This window comes from Vibrio makurazakiensis (genome assembly GCF_050337375.1).
GTDB lineage: Bacteria > Pseudomonadota > Gammaproteobacteria > Enterobacterales > Vibrionaceae > Vibrio > Vibrio makurazakiensis.
This window is the reverse complement of sequence record NZ_JAKJSW010000073.1, coordinates 1-19,327: the sequence shown is the minus strand read 5'-3', so window position 1 is coordinate 19,327 and position 19,327 is coordinate 1. Positions and strand designations below refer to the sequence as shown.

The window sequence follows — 19,327 nt, the reverse complement described above, 5'->3', positions numbered from 1 at the left end:
TTTGTACGTAGAGCTTGACGTTACTTTAAGCACGATCAAAGAAGGTATTTTAAGTATTGATTCTAATGGCTGCTTACGTTCGATCAATAAAAGTGCCTGTGAAATCCTTTCTATTGACCGAGACGCTGCACTAAATACAAAGTTTTCAGAAGTATTACCGGGCAGTGACCTAGAAGACTTATTGGTGAGTGGTGAATCTGACCACGATATCGAGTTGTTTTTGAATAAGAAGCGACTGATAGCCAACCGAAGCCCTATTATCGTTAATGGTCAAGTGGTTGGTGCGGTGTCGAGTTTCCGTTTAAGAGATGAAATCAACGACCTCACCGAGCAATTATCCCAGACTCGTGAATATGCGGATTTGCTCCGTTCTCAAACCCATGAGCATCGAAACAAATTAAATACGATCAGTGGTTTGGTTCAAATGGGTGAACTTGAGTCTGTTCAGCATTTAATAGGGCAGGAAACAGCCCACTATCAAGTACTGATTGAATTTTTGCGTGAAACGGTAAAAGACCCGCTAATTGCAGGTATGTTACTAGGTAAAACAGAACGTGCACGTGAATTAGGACTAGAGCTAAAAGTGGAAGAGGGCTCAAGGTTAGAACCTTTACCTGAATGGCTGAACTCTGATGATGTGGTCACTATATTAGGTAACCTGATTGATAATGCATTTGATGCAACGATGGAGTCGATAAAGACTGAGGGTCATATCGCCCAGTCTCGTCGTAACATTGAAGTATCGGTAAGTGATTATGGGAATGAAATTATTCTTGAAGTGGATGACAGAGGGTGCGGGCTGCCACAAAGCCTGGCCATTGATTCATTAACCGAAAAGGGTGTTTCTAGTAAGGCGACGTCTAATCGTGGCGTCGGGTTATATCTGATTAAACAGTTATCAGATCGCTATCATGGCCAATTAGAGATGGTCAGCAATAAAGACCATGGAACAAGAATGACGGTCTATTTACCGAAGGAAGAACTTGTGCTTAAGGAAGGACGTGTGTTGAAGGAACAAGCAAAATGAGCTCGCTAACCAGGGTTATGATTATCGAAGATGACATTGCAATCGCAGAGCTTCATCATCGCTATTTAACCCAAATGGGCGGCTTTGAAGTCATTGGTATTGCTACTACCCAAGCCGAAGCTGAAATGCAGCTCGATGTGTTAAAACCTGATTTGGTTTTACTTGATGTCTATTTGCCTGACGGATCAGGGTTGGATATTTTGACAAAGGTTCGCGGAAGTAACCAAGGTTGTGATGTTATCTTGATCACCGCAGCAAGAGATGTCGAAACCTTACAGCAAGCGATGCGTGGTGGGGTGGTGGATTATCTCTTGAAACCCGTTATGTTCCCGCGCTTAGAGTCAGCACTAAAAAAGTACCAATCGCAACGACAAGAAATCGACAACGTGTCCAACTTAGATCAAGGGCTTGTCGACAAAATGCTTCAAACATCGAATGGTTCTGATGCCGTACAGAGTAACCGTTTACCAAAAGGGATCGATGGAGTAACGCTAGATAAAATTCGAGCTATTTTTCAAGGTGATATCAAAATCACCGCAGACGAAGCGGGCGAAAAGATTGGCGCGAGCCGAACAACGGCCAGACGTTATTTGGAATATTTGATCACCGCAGGGGAATTAGAAGCCGATCTTAATTACGGAACGGTTGGCCGCCCAGAGCGTTGCTACAACAAGTTAACCCGCTAGTTTCAAGCTGCACGAAATCGCTTACTCAAATTAAGCGAACAAATCTGACCAGACAACATCCCTAAAAATGAGCAGTGAATACTGCTCATCTCCTTTCATAAAAGTGACCGATTTTTTACTCGTTTTAAATTTTTTGGCAAAGAAATGAGTCATTATTTAATCGATTGCCTTCACAATGGTTGATGTAGACTCAATAGTCGTAGACAATACGCAACCGTATCGAGAGTGATATAGATCACTTTCATTTACCAAACACATTTCTAGAGTTATAGGCGTTAACTATTAGTGTAATAGTTAAGACCTATTATCTATTTTTGTATCTCGCTGCTACTGTCAGCGAATACTGAAAACCTTGTTTTTATAGGAAAGATGATGGTAATACCTGAAAACAGCAGCATCGTAATTTTTGGTGCATCGGGAGATTTAACCTACCGTAAGCTGATCCCTGCTTTATACCACCTATATGCGAATAATCAGCTACCAGAATCCTTTGCGATTTTAGGTGTTAGTCGTACTGATTACAGCGATGAGTCTTATCGCGCAAAGTTAAAGCAATCACTTCAGGAAATGGAAAAAACAGTCCCTGAAACTCTGGATGCTTTTATTGAGCACTTGCATTACCAAGCAATCAATACTTCAGATATAGACGACTATGCTCGACTAGCTACGCGTTTGGATCAAATTGAAAAAGAATATCAATTTGAAAATCACAACACGCTTTTCTATCTAGCGACTCCACCAAGTCTTTATGGCGTGATCCCTGCAAACCTTGCAGCTCATGGCTTGAACGACGAATCTAACGGTTGGCGCCGTCTTATTATCGAAAAGCCGTTTGGCTACGATTTAGCGTCTGCTCAAAAGTTAGATGAAGAGATCCATCATCACTTCCAAGAACACCAAATCTACCGTATTGACCACTACCTGGGCAAAGAAACCGTTCAGAACTTACTTGTTCTACGTTTCTCAAACGCTATGTTTGAACCACTGTGGAACCGTAACTTCATTGATTACGTTGAGATCACAGGTGCAGAGTTCCTTGGTGTTGAAGAGCGTGGTGGCTATTACGATGGCTCTGGCGCAGTGCGCGATATGTTCCAAAACCACTTGCTACAAGTACTAGCGATGGTTGGTATGGAACCGCCAGCACAGATCAACGCTGATTCTATCCGTGACGAAGTGGTCAAAGTACTGCAATGTCTTAAGCCTCTTGAAGAAGATGATTTACGCAAAGACTTAGTGCTAGGTCAGTACACAGCGTCAGACGTTCGTGGACAGCACCTACTGGGTTACCGCGAAGAGAATGGTGTAGCAGACGACTCTCGTACTGAAACTTACATTGGTCTAAAAGCTCATATCAACAACTGGCGTTGGAATGGTGTTCCTTTCTACGTACGTACTGGTAAGCGTTTACCTACACGTGTAACAGAAATTGTGATTCACTTTAAGAACACACCGCACCCAGTATTTGGTCAAGACGCACCAGAGAACAAGCTGATTATCCGCATCCAACCGGACGAAGGTATTCAGATGAGCTTTGGTTTGAAAGAGCCTGGCGCTGGTTTCAAAGCAAAAGAAGTAAAAATGAACTTCTCTTACTCTGACTTACCAGAGACTCAAATGCTAACAGCGTATGAGCGTCTTCTTCTTGATGCACTAAACGGTGATGCCACTCTATTTGCACGTACTGATGCAGTAGAAGCATGTTGGAAGTACGTACAGCCAATCTTAGATTTCAAACAAGATCCTCAATCATTGTTTGGTTACGCTTGCGGAACTTGGGGTCCTCAGGAAGCCGATGAGCTTCTTCAAAGAGACGACCGAGCATGGCGTTTCCCATGTAAGAACTTAACAGACACGGATTACTGCGAATTATGATCAATCACAAGATCTTTGAAACGCCAGAGCTAGTTGTTGAAAACCTAGCAAATGAAATGAAGGCGTATAGCGAACAGGGTAAAGCCGTTCATATTTCACTTTCTGGTGGTAGTACACCAAAAATGCTTTTCAAGTTGCTTGCACAAGCACCTTACGCAGAAGGCATTCAGTGGAATAACCTTCACTTCTGGTGGGGCGACGAGCGTTGTGTTGCACCTGATGATGCTGAAAGCAATTTCGGTGAAGCAAACACGTTACTATTTTCAAATGTAAGCCTGCCAGCAGAAAACATCCACCGTATTCGCGGTGAAGATGAGCCTAAAGCAGAAGCAGAACGTTTCGCAAAAGAAATGGCAGATGTGGTCCCAACAGAAAACGGCACGCCTGTTTTTGATTGGATCCTGCTAGGTGTTGGCGCAGATGGCCACACTGCTTCATTATTCCCGGGTGTGACTAACTACCAAGATGAGAACTTATCTGTACTGGCTTCTCACCCTGAGTCTGGCCAAATCCGTGTTTCTAAAACGGCAAAAGTTTTAGAAGCAGCAAAGCGAATCAGCTACCTAGTGCTTGGCGCTGGTAAAGTTGAAATCGTAAAAGAAATTCATACTACGCCTGCTTCAGAGTTGCCTTACCCGGCGGCAAAAATCCAGTCTAAGACTGGCGAAACAGAGTGGTTCCTAGATTCAAATGCAGCAAGTGCTATCGCATAATTGTGACTAGCCGCAAGGAGATAAAATAATGAAAGGTGATATCGGTGTAATTGGCCTAGCAGTAATGGGTCAGAACCTTATCCTAAACATGAACGACCACGGCTTCAAAGTTGTGGCTCACAACCGTACTGCTGCGAAAGTAGACGAGTTCCTAGAAGGCCCAGCTAAAGGTACTAACATTGTTGGTGCTTACTCTCTAGAAGAGCTAGTTGAGAAACTAGAAGCGCCACGTAAAGTGATGCTTATGGTTCGTGCTGGTGACGTTGTAGACACGTTCATCGAAAACCTAATCCCGCTTCTAGACGAAGGCGACATCATCATTGATGGTGGTAACACTAACTACCCAGACACTAACCGTCGTGTAGCGCATTGTCGTGAGAAAGGCATCCACTTCATCGGTACTGGTGTATCTGGTGGTGAAGAAGGTGCTCGTTTCGGTCCTTCAATCATGCCAGGCGGCGCGGCTGAAGCTTGGGAAGCGGTTAAGCCAATCTTCCAAGGTATTTCTGCAAAAACTGACGCTGGTGAGCCTTGTTGTGACTGGGTTGGTAACGATGGTGCTGGTCACTTCGTTAAGATGGTACACAACGGCATCGAATATGGTGACATGCAGCTAATTACTGAAGCATACCAGTTCATGAAAGACGGTCTTGGTATGTCTGCAGACGAAATGCAAGCAGTATTCGCTGACTGGAACAAGACTGAGCTAGATAGCTACCTAGTTGAAATCACTGCTGACATCCTTGGCTACAAAGATGAAGACGGTGAAGCTCTAGTTGAGAAGATCCTAGACACTGCAGGCCAAAAAGGTACTGGTAAGTGGACTGGTATCAATGCACTAGACCTAGGTATCCCACTAACTCTAATCTCTGAGTCTGTATTCTCTCGTTGCCTGTCTGCACTTAAAGACCAACGTGTTGAAGCTGAAGCTTTGTTCGAGAAGACAATTACTCCAGTTGAAGGCGACAAGCAAGAGTGGGTTGATGCACTACGTCAAGCTCTACTGGCTTCTAAGATCATTTCTTACGCTCAAGGTTTCATGCTTATGCGTGAAGCGTCGAACGAAAATGGTTGGGATCTAAACTACGGTAACGTTGCTCTAATGTGGCGTGGCGGTTGTATCATCCGTTCTGCTTTCCTAGGCAACATCCGTGATGCGTACGAAGCGAACCCAGATATCGCATTCCTAGGCTCTGATGAGTACTTCAAGAACATCCTACAAAGCAGCCTAGTAGCGTGGCGTAAGGTTTCTGCGAAGTCACTAGAATCTGGTATCCCAATGCCATGTACTATCTCTGCACTTTCGTTCTTAGACGGTTACACAACAGCTCGTCTGCCAGCTAACCTTCTACAAGCTCAGCGTGACTACTTCGGTGCTCACACTTATGAGCGTACTGACCGTCCACGTGGTGAATTCTTCCACACAAACTGGACTGGTACAGGCGGCGACACTGCTTCTACAACTTACGACGTATAATCGTTCGTTAGATTCAGTATTGAATATCAAAAAGGATGCCAATTGGCATCCTTTTTTTGTTTGTATAACGCAATAAGAGGTACATCGAAGAGAGGGGTTAAGCTCCTTTTTCCTTGGCGTTATTTTTCAGTAGGTCTAACACGTAAATGACTGCGCTAACTACTAGAAATAATACTGAAACAGAGAACAGTGCGGGCATGCTGAGTACCCATGCAAAGGTAGCGGCGAGAAAAGCGACAAAGCAGATAAGCCGACTTGATGACATAACATGACCTAATTTGGTGTTCATATTGCCCCCTAAACGGTGTCTTCCTTCAACGGTTTAAGTATCTCACTGTTGATTGAAAATTAACCTAAATTGATATCAAAAAATCTGATTTGGTGATCTGGATTAATCTTCTTATGGGATTTAACGATAGTTTTAAAAGTTAATATTTGGCTGCTTAAAAGGGGTAAATAGTTGGAATGGATGCTGGAATCTAACGACTCGGTTGACTAGGCCAAGCCGCTAAATAGGGGGAAGATTAGGTGATTGTTTATTCGTTTATTTTTGCGTTGGGTAAGCTCAAAAGGCTGGCATGATAATCTGCCTCGAATTCGTTCTGAGACTGGTAACCTAGCGCTTTCCACAGACTAGGATAGGCGACGCCGTATCCTTGTGTCATCAAAGCCAACCAGTCGGTACGATTGTGGATGATGAGTTGTTTAATGTGTTTCGATAGCGTTTTCATAACTGAACCCTCTTTGGTAACAGGGCTAGACTAAGTTTCTTACTCATCAGTTTTAGTACTGGCTCGTCGACTTTTGGTACTTTCTTATCATTTTGTAGGACTTAAGATTATTTATAGTACTATTCTGTCAATAATTAATGCTTTTCAACGTCGATACTGAAGTTAGGGGAATGATGACTACAGCAAGATTGGAAAAAGTCCCTCAGCGATTAGGTTCATCGTGGCGCTATTTAAAAGAATCCAATTGCAATGGAGAAGCCGACTGGCACTACCACCATGAGTTCGAGTTGGTACTTCACCGTCATTACAGTGGTAAGGGTTATTTAGGTCACTACCAAGGGCAGGTCGAGCACAATACCTTGTGGTTAATTGCTCCGAATACACCTCATGCATTTGAAGTTGAACACGTGTGTGAAGGAGAGCAAGCGCAGCGTCATAGTATTTGGTTCAAAAAGGATTGGATCGCTAATATGATGTTTAGCTGTATTGAGCTTAGGAAGCTTGAAGATCTTTTAAAAAAAGCCGAAAAAGGCCTCGCTTTTAATGTTGATACTGGGGAGGAGCTATTTGAGCTTATCCAACATATGTTTGGAGGTCAGTTTCAACACCAGTCTTCGATTTTACACCTAGCTGATTTACTCAAAGCATTTTCTATCTTGGTGATGGATAAAAGTAGCCATACCTTACAGTCGTATGCACGTCAGACTGGTGATGCGAATAATCGAGTTGAGGTAGAGAGGATTGATAGACTTACTCAATATATTGAGTCTAACTACCATCTTCCACTGACTTTGGCTGAACTCGCTCAAGAAATGTGTATCAGTGAGAGTTCAATCCATCGGCTATTTGAGTCACATTTTAGTGAAAGCTTTAGCCAGTATCTTAAAAAGCTTCGGCTCAATCATGCATCGGACTTGCTGACGAATACTAGCCTGCCGATAAATATTGTGGCGGAAAAAGTAGGCTATCGAAACCAGGCCAACTTTAATCGTCTATTTAAAGATTATAAGCGTCAAACCCCTAGTCAATATCGGAAGAAGTTTAGCCGATTCAATTAATAAGCTAAGGTGGAACAAATAGAAACGCACCTAAAACATCACGCTAAACGTAATTTAAAAGGTGCGTTTGAAATCGAAATATTATGTCACTGGCGACGTCTATTTATTTACTACGTAGCTTATTTGTTTACCACATAGCTTAATAGTTCCACTACTTGCTGTGGTGTTTCAGCCCACGCCATTGCCGCTGCATCCACTTCTTTTAGTGGGTGGATCAGAGTTTCATCGTGCAAAGTAATGAAAGGTTTATCCATTGCTGATAGAACTCCAGCATCAAATGCAGCGTTCCACTGACGGTATTTATCACCAAAGCGAACCACACCGATATCGCATTGCTTAATCAGAGTTTTAGTACGTATCGCATTCACTTTGGAAGACTGATGATCGCGCCAGAACCCTTCGCTGTTTTCACGTAATAGGTCGCCTGCAGCATCGCTTGACTCATGATCGGTATTGGCAGAGTAGAACTCAATATTTAGATCAAGACGTTTCGAACCTTGAATAATTTGATCGCGCCAATCTGTGTGAATCTCGCCACTTAAATAGACTTTCCAGAGCATTGTGTATCCTTACTTATGATTGTTTTTACTATTGTATACAATTTATTTGATAAAAGTAACCTAACGATATAAGTGCGAKAGATTGGATTGCCTGATCAGCGCTTTAGCAGGCAAGAACGTTTTCATTGGAGTTTGAATCAAGATAGTGATCGCGTATCTCAATAAACAGCTCTAGGTTGCTTGTAAGAGCGTTTACGCAGTCAGGGTCAAACAAAGTGCCACTGTTGTGTTCAATATACGCGATGACTTTCGCTGTAGACCACGCCTCTTTGTATGCTCTTTGGCTAAGAAGTGCATCAAACACGTCTGCTAATGTGACGATGCGTGCTTCAAGGGGGATGTTTCGATAACTTAGCGAGTCTGGTAAGCCTGAACCATCGAATCGTTCATGGTGATGACGGACAATATTTTTGATGAACTGAACTTCTTTGCGCGAGATCGAATTAGAGTCAGTAATCGATACAACGTCATCAATGACTTCTTCTCCAAAAATCGTATGCTTTTCCATGATTTCTCGATCGGTGGGTGTGAATCGTTTTGAACTGAATAGAACATCGTCAGGAATACGGTATTTCCCAATATCATGGAATGGTGCGTACAGGCGGATACGGTGGACGAACTGATGTGATATCTCTTTCGATATGTCAGAGAGTATGCGCGCAAGGAGTTCACTGTACTTTCCCATTCTCAACAAATGCTCTTTGGTTTCAGGATCTCTGGCGTGCCCCATATTAAGAGCGATGGTGAGTGAGTTTTGAAAGTGGATTTGGTTGTTATGCTGTTGGATAAAAAGGTTGGCGATCGTCTGAGCAAAGAATTCAATGTCGCGCTTTTGCTCGCGTTCAGAAAAGAACCCGGTTGATGATGCATTGACAAAAATGAAACCGAGATTGGACTCTTTGTAAGGAATTGATGTTGTATAACTGCTTCTATGCCCTATAGCTAACAGCTGTTGAACTCGTGTTGATGGAATAGAAGACAAGTCATCAATAATACGCACACTCTTTGTGTTAGCAAGATTGGTCAAAGAGGAATGGCTATGGAGTTCCTGTTCACTGTAATCGTATATCGCGGTATTACTTAGAAGATCATAAACGTAGTAATTTGATGCTTTAGTGTGGTCTGTGAGAACGATTGAGAATCGAGAGAGGCTTGGATAAGTCGAATTAACACTCCTGAATAAGTCATCTAAAATAGAGGCGATATCTTTATCTTGTGCCGCAAGCGCAGTGATTTCTGGGTAATCAAACATGTAGGTGCCAACCTTTATTGTGCATATGTAATTGTTATATATTGATTATTTGTTCTTTTATAATTATGAACATAACAATAACAATGATGTAGCAGTTATGTAACTAATCGTTTTGATAAATCCTATTGGCATCACTAAAATTGTGGTTAATCGGTGGTTGTAATGGTTAGATAGGCGTTGAGAGTTCCCTATGCGGTGGAGTTACTTAAGCGCTTATAGGTTTTTGTTTTACATCGTATTAGCCATTGGCTATGAAGTTTATTTTTTGTACTCGCCGTTCACTGACGCCTGTCTGTAACGTTCCAAGCGACCATCTTCTTTAAGTACCTTTAGACCGCGATTAAATGCGCTGATTAACTCTTCAGCTCTAGGGGATTGGCGAGAGATCATCAGCGCATACTCTCGTTCATTGAGTTTTCTAGGATCAGCTTCAATTTCTCGACCGAGTTTTAGTCGGTTAATAAGATCATAGCCAACATCGGTATCCTCTAAAACAATATCAAGTCGACCAGAAATCAGCTTATAGTAATTCCCAGTGTCATTGGGGATCCTGTTAATGTGTAACGTACCAAGCTCTTCTAATTCTTCAAGGCCATATACGTAGCCGATCACACCACCAATGGCGTAATCCCGAAGRTCTTCAGGTTTATCCCACACCAACTTTTCGTCTTTTCGATGGAATAAAGAGGTGGTTAGAGTAAGTACAGGATCTGAAAAGTGGAAGTACTTCTCTCTTACAGGGCTATGTGCCCAAATAAACGTACCTTCCACATCGCCTAATTTTGCTTTTTCGACTCCTCGCATCCATGGCATGTAATCAAACTCCACCGTATAGCCTTCTTCGGCAAAGGCTTCTAGAACAATACGAGAGACGAAACCAGAGTGGAGGAGGTTTTTAGATTGATAGGGAGCCCATTCGCCATTGGCCAAGGTAATAACCTGAGGGGACGCTGAAACCGTAGAAGCTAATAATAAAAGCAAGATGAGAGTTTGGATCATTAGGATACGCATAAGCTACCAATAACTGTGTTAAGTCTTATTAGTAGAATAGTCCAACGAATGAGTTTGTTCCCATGTATTGGTTTAGCAAAGCGTTACTGAGTTAGGTAATTAAAGGTAAGTTGAGATAAAAAAGTAACCGGTAATTAGTACGCTAGCAATGGTTACTGTTAGTCGGATGTGCTGAGGTGATATTCCCCGAGAGATCCTTGCTGAATAGTAGCCGCCCACAAGAGTGCCAACTAGCGTAGCAGTGCCGAGTGACCAATCGATTGATCCATTGATAATAAAAAATAAAATAGCAGCAAAAGATGCACAAGCTGAGATCAATAACTTTATGCCGTTCATCACTGTGATATTGGTGTAACCAGCAAGTGCCAAATAGCTTAGCGTTACTATCCCTAATCCTGCATTAAAATATCCGCCATATATACAGACCACTAACAAAAACAGCCCCGAGAAAAACACACCAGCTTGTGTTGCGTGCTTGTGTTTTGATGTTGTTCTTTTTAGTGCACTGTTGAGTTTGCCACCGAAGATAAACAGAAGGGTGGCGAAGAGAAGCAACCAAGGTACAGATTGAGTAAAAACAGCTTCGGGCGTGTTAAGCAAAAGAAAAGCGCCAATAGCACCGCCCAAAATGCTTAGAATGATGGTGAGCTTTAATTGTTTGGTTCCGGTTACTATTTCATTTTTTAGTGCGTATGCGCCGCTCATGTAGCCAGCACAAGAGGCAAACGTATTGGTTGCATTCGCCGCAATAGGCGGTACACCAGCAAACAGCAATGCGGGGAAAGTAATAAAGCTGCCACCACCCGCGATAGAGTTAAGTATGCCGCCTATTACACCTGCTAGAAATAGAATGATCCAGTCCACTTGGTTACCGAGAGTTTGTTAGGGATTGTATACAATACTTGATATTAAGATTGGTATCAGGTTGATTTTCTGTTCGTATTCACAAGTTTTCAAACTTACGACGCTGACTAGGGAATAAGTTCCCATGAGGTAGATGCTAAAATTAGAATCCCGAATAGGGGAATAAAAAAGAAAAAGGAGCGAAATCGCTCCTTTTGGATTTTAAGCATTAATGTTGTTTTGTGCCTTTAAGAAGACGCACAACATAGGGGTTATGCTTCTACTGGTTTTGCTCTGAACTTTTTAAATAGGTTCAAGAATATAGGGCTACTTAGTACTAACACAGCCAATATCGTAAATGTCATAGTGATTGGGCGTTCCCATAGGAAACTCAATTCGCCGTCTGCAATCATTAATGCGCGTCTTAAGTTTTCTTCCATCAATCCGCCCAAAATGAAACCGAGCAAGAGTGGTGCGAGAGGGAAGTTAGCTAACCTGAGCGCGATAGCAGCCATTGCGACCATCAACATGATGAAGACATCCATCGTGTTAAACGATACTAAGTACACACCTGTAATTGAGAAGAACAAAATCATAGGTAGTAGAACCGTTCTAGGCACAGCGAGTAACTTAGAAATATAAGGGATCAAAGGTAAGTTCAGGATCACTAATACAATATTACCGAAGTACATAGAGATGATGACTGACCAAAATACGTCTGGGTGCTCAACAAAAAGGCGTGGGCCAGGTTGAATACCATAAGCGATTAATGCGCCAAGCATGATTGCTGTTGTACCTGAACCTGGAATACCTAAGGTTAGTAGCGGTACAAATGAACCACTTGATGCGGCATTGTTCGCTGATTCTGGAGCCACAAGACCACGAATGCTGCCTTTACCAAACTCTTTCTGTTTATCTTTTGGCGCTAGGCTACGTTCCATACCATAGCTTAGGAATGCTGCGATGGTTGCCCCCGCACCGGGTAGAACACCTGTGAAAAATCCAAGGATAGATGAACGAATAGAAACCGGAGCGACTTCTTTAAACTCCTCTTTGGTGACCTTCATGCTACCAATGTCAGACATTTTTTGGCTTTCTTCGCCACTCGTGTCTTTCTCTGGCTTAAGAATACCCATTAAGGTCTCACCTAGTGCGAATGTTGCCATTGCAAGTAGAAGGAAGCTGAAACCATCCATTAGGTCAGTCAAACCGAATGTAAAGCGCTCTACGCCCACACCTTTATCAATACCAACGGTCGATAGCATTAAGCCAAGAATAGTCATCATCCACGCTTTAACAACCTGACCTGGGCCAGCAAAAGCCGCTACCGCAGACAAGCCTAGTAGCATCAGAGCGAAGTAGTCTGAAGATTGGAAACTTAGTGAAACACTTGCTAGGGCTGGTGCCGCAATAAGAAGCATGATTGCTGAAAGCGTACCACCAGTAAAAGAAGAGTAAGCAGCCAGTGCTAAAGCTTTACCTGCTTGGCCTTTTTGTGCCATTGGGTAGCCGTCGAATGCTGTTACAACTGTAGAAGAACAGCCGGGAGCATTAATCAAAATTGACGATGTAGAGCCACCGAATACCGCACCGTAGTATACGCCGGCCATCAGAATAAGACCTGAAGAAGGGTCTAGACCGTAAGTGATTGGGATCATCAGTGCAATAGCAGAGATAGGCCCTAGACCAGGCAACATGCCAATGAAAGTACCGACAAAACAGCCTACGATCACCATCATGATGTTCATCGGCATAACTGCGGTAGAAAGTCCTTGTAAAATTCCATCTAACATAATGTTATTCCTACCAAAGAGTAAAGATTAGACCTGGCTCTAGGTAAATATCTAAACCTTGAGTCAGTAGAAGGTAAAACGCGATAACAAACGGGAATGATGCCCCAAATAGAATCGGTTTACGGCGCTCACCAAGTAGGTAAAAACCTGCAAGCAAGAAAAACCCTGTAGCGAGTACAAAGCCAAGGTAAGTCAGGCCGACACCGTATAAAGCCATTAGTATTAAGAAGCCAATGAGTAGTTTCCAATCAAAATCGGAAACAGCACCGCTTTCTTCGTCAGCTTGACCAGTAACTAGTAACAGAAGCGATAAGCCAATACCCGCAAAGGTTAATAAGATTGGCAGGGTGCGAGCCGTAAAGGGTTCGTATTCGTCGCCAGGGAATAGGGGGATGAGCGTGGTTTGGTAGCCGTAACAAAGGCACACGAGTAAAAAGATCATTGCACCGACTCGATCGCGGCATAGTAGATACTCTTTACTTAATAGTTTGGTTGGCAAATCCGACATATCCAACTCCGTTTGCGTGGTATAGGGGAATAAAAAAAGCCGTACATAAGCGAGTCAATGAGAAGATTCGGGGTCATTAACGAAAGGTAGGTGATTTGCTGCTAGTCAAAGGACCTACTAATAAACAAAGGAGTTTTTCGAGGTTAACTCATGTACGGCGAAACTGTTTTAACTTAGTTGAAACTAATAGGGCCGTTTCCAGCCCTAAAGCATCAGGGTGTTACTTAAGGAAGCCTAGCTCGCGCATTAGGTCACCCATTTGTTTCTCTTGGTCTTCTAGGAATGCGTAGAAGTCTTTGTCGCCTTTGTAGTTGTCAATCCAACCGTTACGGTCACGAACAACTTGCCATTCATCAGTTTTGTACATTTTGTTCAGAGCTTGGTTCCACTCGTCGATCTTCGCTTGATCAGTATTTGGAGCAGCGAAGAAACCACGCCAGTTAGCAAATACTGTTTCATTGCCGTACTCAGTTAGAGTTGGGATGTTTGGCGCTGCGTCTAGACGTTTAGGAGCGGTAACCGCTAGAACTTTAACTTGTCCAGACTTAGACATTTCTAGAACTTCGCCAAGGCCTGTTGATAGAAGCTGAGTTTCACCAGAAAGTAGGGCTGCCATTGCCTTACCGCCAGCATCGTATGCGATGTAGCGAACTTTCTTAGCGTCGAAACCTTCACCTTTAAAAGCAGCAGCTACAACCAGGTGATCCATACTGCCACGAGCTGAACCGCCAGCGATTTTAACTTTACGAGGGTTAGATTCGAATTCTTTAACTACGTCTTCCCAAGAGTCGTACTTAGAATCTGCAGAAGCTACGATTGCGCCGTAATCGGCAATGGTTGCAGCTACAGGTGTTAAATCACGGAAAGATTGAGGGAAAATACCAGTAAGAGAACGTACAACGATAGGCGTTGAGTTCACCATCAAAGTATCTTCTTGGCGTTTAGCCGTTTCAATAAGGTGTGCAATAGCTTTACCGCCACCGCCACCAGAAAGGTTTTGGAAAGAGACGTTTTCTACGATATCTGATTTAACTAGAACATCACCAGTACCACGAGCTGTCATATCCCAACCACCACCAGCGCCGCCAGGGATTAAGAAATGGATTTTTTCAACATCGGCAGCAAAAGAGCTGAATGAAAATGTAGCTGCGATGACTGATGCTGCTAGTGTTGGTTTTAGTGCCTTAAACATGATTCACGTTCCTTATGTGATGTGTCAGCTCGTTGACTGACACTTATGCTTTATTTGTCGTACTAAACGTTTGGAATAAATCCTCGTTGAGCAGATGCTTATAAAGTTAACGTGATGTTACAACTTTGTCTTTAATGTGGTGATATTGAGAATAAAGAACATTTAGAAGGTTTTGTTCATAAAGTTCACAGGGTGGTGAGTAAGCTGCTTCCGACTCGAAAATTACAATATAGAGCCTATATGTTGGACACTAGAAACGAAAAAGGAGCTATGCGCTCCTTTTAAGTGGGTTAGGGTAGTGTGTATACCTTATGTCGATAACGAAGAGTGTTGGAGTATTTCGAGTGCCCCTTCGAAGTCGAACTCTTCCAAAGCATTTTCTAGCTGCTTGTATTCTGGATGAGAAAGACCAAGAACGGCACTATCTTCTATTTCTAGAGTGATCGACAAAGCGTCGGTATCGTCATTTCTAACGGCTTCAACTAACTGATTATAAATATCGAGATCAGCTTGTATAGTGCTCGAGTCATTCGGCTCTGAACCAGTTTGTTCTGACGAACTCAATTGTTCCGCTAGCGCCTCGCTGTCTAAAGCTTCCTGAAGCTGAGAAGTTAAAGTTACAGTTGCTTGCATCACGGTAGCTTGCAGTGATTCGTTACTTGGGTCTGATTCGAGCTGCTCGCAGGCTTGATGCAGATCCATTGCCCCTAAATTCCCTGAAACGCCCTTCAATGTATGAAGATATCGTTGATGCTCTGCACTATTAAGCCCTTGTGTTAATGCTTCATTAGTGGAGTAGGTGTCTGTAAAACGGTTGATAAGTTTAAGATAAAGCTGATGGTTTTCATTGGCTCTCATTAACCCAAGTTTGGTATCTAAACCGTCGACCGAAGATAGAACAACTGATAAATCCAGATCAGATGAATGATCGGTTTGTTCTTCTGAGCTAACCGTTAAGGCTTCAGGTTGCGCAGGGGAAACCCAACTTGCAAGCGTCGCAAACATAGAACCTACGTCGATTGGCTTCGCGATAATGTCACTCATACCACAATTAAGTGCTTTTTCTTTATCTCGTTCCATCACGTTGGCTGTCATTGCGATAATAGGAACTTGGGAGTCATTAAGCTTTTGGCGAATGTGTTCCGTTGCTTCGTAGCCATCCATGATCGGCATTTGACAGTCCATCAAAATACCATCGTAAGGTTGTTTGCTGGCTACGGCTTGTTGATAAAGCTCAATCGCTTGCTGGCCGTTCTCTGCGATGGTCACTTTAATTTGTTGCCCTTCAAGCAGCTCAGTTGCGAGCTCTTGGTTTATTTCATTATCTTCAACCAACAAGATGTTTGCGCCCGCCAGCTGTTGCACATTGGCAAGCTGCGTTTGCTGTTCAATTTCGCTTCGGGAAACTCGACCATCTTCTAGCCCATACAAGGAAATTATGGCATCAAACAAGTGTGATGATGTGATTGGTTTGTCCAAGATACTAGGAACGCTAAGCCCACGTTTTTGTAACGCATCAGCCAGCTCTTCACGCCCGTAAGCGGTTAACATCATCAATTTAGGTGGATTTTCGAATTGGATTTCGTTATGTATCGCGTCAATTAAATCGACACCATCCTTTCTTGGCATCTTCCAATCAGAAATGACCAGATCAAATGGTTGGTTTTGTTCTTCTGCTTGTTGAAGCTCAGCTAACGCTTCATCAACAGAGGCAGTGAGAATAGGCGTGAAGTTTAAAGATTCTAGTAAGTCGCCAACAATCAATCGAGCACTCGCGTTATCGTCAACAACAAGTACTTTAATGTGGTCTAACTGAGTCGGTACTACAACGCGGGGTTGAGTTAAAGACTGACTGATTGTCGTCGCAATAGAAAACGAGAATGTAGAGCCTTTACCCAGTTCGGTCGTGACTTTAATGTCACCACCCATTAATTGAGATAGCTCTTTACTGATCGCTAGACCTAACCCTGTACCACCGTACTTACGGGTTGTTGAGGAGTCTGCCTGTGTGAACTTGTTAAACAGTTTTGCAGCTTGCTCTTGAGTCATACCTATACCGCTGTCAGACACTGCAAAATTGAGTTTTACATGGTCACCGTCACGTTCTTCTACTGAAATAGCGATTTTAACTTCGCCTTTTTCAGTGAATTTTACGGCGTTATTACTTAGGTTGATCAGTATTTGTCCAAGACGCAGTGGGTCGCCAATCAAATTAGTTGGCACGTCACGATCGACCTGGATCAGTAACTCTAATCCTCGTTCTGAGGCTCTTAATCCTACAAGGTTGGTAATGTTGTCTAGGACATTTTCTAAATGGAAATCAACGTTTTCGATATCAAGCTTACCAGCCTCGATCTTAGAAAAATCTAAGATGTCGTTAATCAAACCGAGTAGGGAGTCTGAAGAGAGTTTTACTTTATGAATGTAGTTGCGCTGAGCTTTTGTGAGATCTGTTTTTAACGCTAGGTAGCTCATTCCAATTATAGCGTTCATTGGAGTTCGTATTTCATGGCTCATATTAGCCAAGAAGTCAGATTTAGCGTGGTTAGCGGCATCAGCTTCATCGCGTGCAATCGCTAGGTTATTGGCAAAATGTTCGAGTGCAGAGTGAGCTTTGTTCGCAAGTATGCCCATTAGCATCACAATTACGAAGAATATCAAGCCACCAATCGCTAAGTGTAAAGAGAAGCTACTAGCACTATTAACGTTATCGCTCTCAGCTAGATAAACAGCAGAAACCAATTGATGCACTTCTTTGAAATGACTATTCATTCGAGCGAGAACATCATGGCTCTGAGCTTGGGCAGATGCCAGAGTGTTGAACTCTTCTTCATAAACAGTGACATGATCGTCGAATGCCGTCACATTCATGTCAGGGGCGTACATGGTCAACAGCTTTCGTGCTGAAAGCGACGTTGCTTGCATTTCATTTATTAAATCAGAAACTTGCGTTGCAATGACTTGTTGCTTGGTTTGATCCGCGAGCAAAAAGTCTCTATTTAGCTGCTTAGATTGGCTAAGTAGAGTTTGAACAACTAATAAGTTTTCACCAACGGTAAGCTGTGAAGAAAGGTGAGCTTGCGCACTAGCCACCCCTTCATTTGCATGGGACAGAAGCAGTTGCTGCTGTTCACTTAACTTACTCGTCGCCCTAGACAGTTCCATGCCGTTTCTGGAGATCTGCTTGATAATGGCTTGCTTGAGTGCTGCTGTCTGGCTAGACAGCCCTTGCAACTGGATTAGGTTGGTTAAGTAACGATTCTTTGCCTGATTGACGGTTTGAAGCTTTTGCTGGGCATTTGGGTCGACAAGCTCAGTATTAAGCTGAACAATTAAAGATGCCATTTTTTGAAGTTCTAGTTTAACCGCTGAATAGGCTCTGGGAGTAGGGTTAAGTAGATACTCCTTTTCTAGATTTTGGATGTTAGCACTAATAGTTGATAGCCAGTTGGACTTCATTGTTAAGTCAGCTTGTGCGACCGCATGCTGCCTTAATGCTTTGACCTCTTGGGTTACTTGGCCAATGGTACTCTTATGTGAGGATTGCATGTCGACCAGAAGTTGTGTTGCTTCAAGAGATTTTTGATCCATCAATGATCGTGTTTGAACACTCAAACTAACTAAGTCTACATACTGATCAAACTCAGAAAGGTACTCTTCGAGTAATGAAGTAACGAGAGGATTGTCGTGCGCAGATGAAAAGGCTTCTGCAAGCGCGGAAGTATCGTCTGCCTCAGTAAGTACCATAGTGGCTGCTTTTAGTGTTGCATCGTTACTAAAGGTCAGTTCATAAACTCTCAACTTATCCAGTGAAGTGAGTAGTTGGGTACTTAATGCATAGTCCTCAATACCTTGAAAACGGTTGTTTAGATTTACCCAACTTGCAGCGGCTACCGAGAACAGTATTAAGGTTGAAACTACAAAGGCGACAAGTATTTTTTTCGAATCAGAAGCAAAGCGAGAAACAGTGTTCATAGAATACCTAAGAGATTAATGTTCTATTTCGTCAGTGAAAGAGTCTTTGATAGAAAGCATTTCATCGAGCTGATTTACAAAGATAGGAACTAAGGTCGGGTCGAAATGCTTACCCGCTTCTTCTTGAATGAGCCCGATTGCTTTTTCAATTGGCCAAGCATTTTTATACGGACGTTCGCTAGTTAACGCGTCAAATACGTCTGCAATGGCAACAATACGTGCACTGAGCGGAATATCAGTCCCACTTAATTTATGAGGGTAACCACTACCATCCCATTTTTCATGATGGTATAAAGCGATTTCTTGAGCAATCTGCAATAGCTCAGACTCGTTGTCTCCGATGATGTCACCACCGATAGTGACGTGTGTTTGCATGATTGCCCACTCTTCAGCATCGAGCTTACCGGGTTTTCCTAAGATATGATCTGGAATACCAATTTTCCCAATGTCATGCATTGGAGCTGCCTGGAACAGTAATTCAGCCCAGCGGTCACTTACATCAAGCTGTAAAGCCAGAATCTTTGAGTAATAACTCATTCTTACAACGTGCATACCCGTTTCATTGTCTTTATATTCAGCCGCACGACCAAGCTTACGGATAATTTCTAATCGGCTAAGTTCAAGTG

16 protein-coding genes are annotated in these 19,327 nt (G+C 42.9%); 6 read left to right on the top strand and 10 right to left on the bottom strand.

Annotated elements, in window-relative coordinates:
- The 5 genes from L4C33_RS10380 to gnd all read left to right on the top strand — a co-directional run.
- Positions 1-1,027: sensor histidine kinase (locus L4C33_RS10380; protein WP_428812365.1), on the top strand; the 1,027-nt coding region annotated here is incomplete at its 5' end.
- Positions 1,024-1,713, top strand: a complete 690-nt coding sequence (locus tag L4C33_RS10375; protein WP_428812364.1) for a response regulator — start codon at positions 1,024-1,026, stop codon at positions 1,711-1,713. The genes L4C33_RS10380 and L4C33_RS10375, both read left to right, overlap by 4 nt.
- Positions 1,714-2,085: 372 nt before the next feature.
- Positions 2,086-3,588, top strand: a complete 1,503-nt coding sequence (zwf, locus tag L4C33_RS10370) for a glucose-6-phosphate dehydrogenase (RefSeq protein ID WP_428812366.1) — start codon at positions 2,086-2,088, stop codon at positions 3,586-3,588.
- Entirely contained in the window at positions 3,585-4,301 is a 717-nt protein-coding gene (gene pgl, locus L4C33_RS10365; RefSeq protein WP_428812363.1) for a 6-phosphogluconolactonase, read from the top strand. The genes zwf and pgl overlap by 4 nt, the downstream gene beginning before the upstream one ends.
- A gap of 28 nt (positions 4,302-4,329) precedes the next feature.
- Complete coding sequence (gnd, locus tag L4C33_RS10360) at positions 4,330-5,778, top strand: decarboxylating NADP(+)-dependent phosphogluconate dehydrogenase (RefSeq protein WP_239715997.1); 1,449 nt, start codon at positions 4,330-4,332, stop codon at positions 5,776-5,778.
- A gap of 97 nt (positions 5,779-5,875) precedes the next feature.
- Here the strand turns inward: gnd and L4C33_RS10355 are convergent, their stop codons facing one another.
- A complete protein-coding gene (locus tag L4C33_RS10355; protein WP_428812362.1) occupies positions 5,876-6,067 on the bottom strand; it encodes a hypothetical protein in 192 nt (63 codons plus the stop codon).
- A gap of 612 nt (positions 6,068-6,679) precedes the next feature.
- On the opposite strand from L4C33_RS10355, the gene L4C33_RS10350 reads away from it, so the two are divergent.
- Complete coding sequence (locus L4C33_RS10350; RefSeq protein ID WP_428812361.1) at positions 6,680-7,567, top strand: helix-turn-helix domain-containing protein; 888 nt, start codon at positions 6,680-6,682, stop codon at positions 7,565-7,567.
- 119 nt (positions 7,568-7,686) lie between these two features.
- Here L4C33_RS10350 and L4C33_RS10345 read toward each other — a convergent pair whose 3' ends face one another.
- The 9 genes from L4C33_RS10345 to L4C33_RS10305 form a co-directional block, all read right to left on the bottom strand.
- Positions 7,687-8,127, bottom strand: a complete 441-nt coding sequence (locus L4C33_RS10345; RefSeq protein ID WP_428812360.1) for a YtoQ family protein — start codon at positions 8,125-8,127, stop codon at positions 7,687-7,689.
- Between the two features lie 103 nt (positions 8,128-8,230).
- Positions 8,231-9,379 carry an HD-GYP domain-containing protein gene (locus L4C33_RS10340; protein WP_428812359.1) on the bottom strand — a complete coding sequence of 383 codons (1,149 nt, stop codon included), beginning with the start codon at positions 9,377-9,379 and terminating at the stop codon, positions 8,231-8,233.
- Between the two features lie 258 nt (positions 9,380-9,637).
- On the bottom strand, positions 9,638-10,390 hold the full coding sequence (locus tag L4C33_RS10335) for a substrate-binding periplasmic protein (RefSeq protein WP_428812358.1): 753 nt from the start codon (positions 10,388-10,390) through the stop codon (positions 9,638-9,640).
- A 99-nt stretch (positions 10,391-10,489) separates the two neighbouring features.
- The gene (locus L4C33_RS10330; RefSeq protein WP_428812357.1) at positions 10,490-11,254 is read right to left on the bottom strand and encodes a sulfite exporter TauE/SafE family protein; all 765 of its coding nucleotides are present in this window, start codon (positions 11,252-11,254) and stop codon (positions 10,490-10,492) included.
- A 251-nt stretch (positions 11,255-11,505) separates the two neighbouring features.
- Complete coding sequence (locus tag L4C33_RS10325) at positions 11,506-13,026, bottom strand: tripartite tricarboxylate transporter permease (RefSeq protein WP_428812356.1); 1,521 nt, start codon at positions 13,024-13,026, stop codon at positions 11,506-11,508.
- Positions 13,027-13,036: 10 nt separating this feature from the next.
- On the bottom strand, positions 13,037-13,534 hold the full coding sequence (locus L4C33_RS10320) for a tripartite tricarboxylate transporter TctB family protein (protein ID WP_428812355.1): 498 nt from the start codon (positions 13,532-13,534) through the stop codon (positions 13,037-13,039).
- A 220-nt stretch (positions 13,535-13,754) separates the two neighbouring features.
- Positions 13,755-14,726, bottom strand: coding sequence for a tripartite tricarboxylate transporter substrate binding protein (locus L4C33_RS10315; protein ID WP_428812354.1), 972 nt, complete (start codon positions 14,724-14,726; stop codon positions 13,755-13,757).
- 309 nt (positions 14,727-15,035) lie between these two features.
- The gene (locus tag L4C33_RS10310; protein WP_428812353.1) at positions 15,036-18,701 is read right to left on the bottom strand and encodes a hybrid sensor histidine kinase/response regulator; all 3,666 of its coding nucleotides are present in this window, start codon (positions 18,699-18,701) and stop codon (positions 15,036-15,038) included.
- A gap of 15 nt (positions 18,702-18,716) precedes the next feature.
- Positions 18,717-19,327: HD-GYP domain-containing protein (locus L4C33_RS10305; protein WP_428812352.1), on the bottom strand; the 611-nt coding region annotated here is incomplete at its 5' end.

Coding starts and splice junctions, on each gene's coding strand:
- L4C33_RS10375 (WP_428812364.1), top strand. CDS start 1,024: ATGAGCTCGCTAACCAGGGTTATGATTATCGAAGATGACATTGCAATC.
- zwf (WP_428812366.1), top strand. CDS start 2,086: ATGGTAATACCTGAAAACAGCAGCATCGTAATTTTTGGTGCATCGGGA.
- pgl (WP_428812363.1), top strand. CDS start 3,585: ATGATCAATCACAAGATCTTTGAAACGCCAGAGCTAGTTGTTGAAAAC.
- gnd (WP_239715997.1), top strand. CDS start 4,330: ATGAAAGGTGATATCGGTGTAATTGGCCTAGCAGTAATGGGTCAGAAC.
- L4C33_RS10355 (WP_428812362.1), bottom strand. CDS start 6,067: ATGAACACCAAATTAGGTCATGTTATGTCATCAAGTCGGCTTATCTGC.
- L4C33_RS10350 (WP_428812361.1), top strand. CDS start 6,680: ATGATGACTACAGCAAGATTGGAAAAAGTCCCTCAGCGATTAGGTTCA.
- L4C33_RS10345 (WP_428812360.1), bottom strand. CDS start 8,127: ATGCTCTGGAAAGTCTATTTAAGTGGCGAGATTCACACAGATTGGCGC.
- L4C33_RS10340 (WP_428812359.1), bottom strand. CDS start 9,379: ATGTTTGATTACCCAGAAATCACTGCGCTTGCGGCACAAGATAAAGAT.
- L4C33_RS10325 (WP_428812356.1), bottom strand. CDS start 13,026: ATGTTAGATGGAATTTTACAAGGACTTTCTACCGCAGTTATGCCGATG.
- L4C33_RS10320 (WP_428812355.1), bottom strand. CDS start 13,534: ATGTCGGATTTGCCAACCAAACTATTAAGTAAAGAGTATCTACTATGC.
- L4C33_RS10315 (WP_428812354.1), bottom strand. CDS start 14,726: ATGTTTAAGGCACTAAAACCAACACTAGCAGCATCAGTCATCGCAGCT.
- L4C33_RS10310 (WP_428812353.1), bottom strand. CDS start 18,701: ATGAACACTGTTTCTCGCTTTGCTTCTGATTCGAAAAAAATACTTGTC.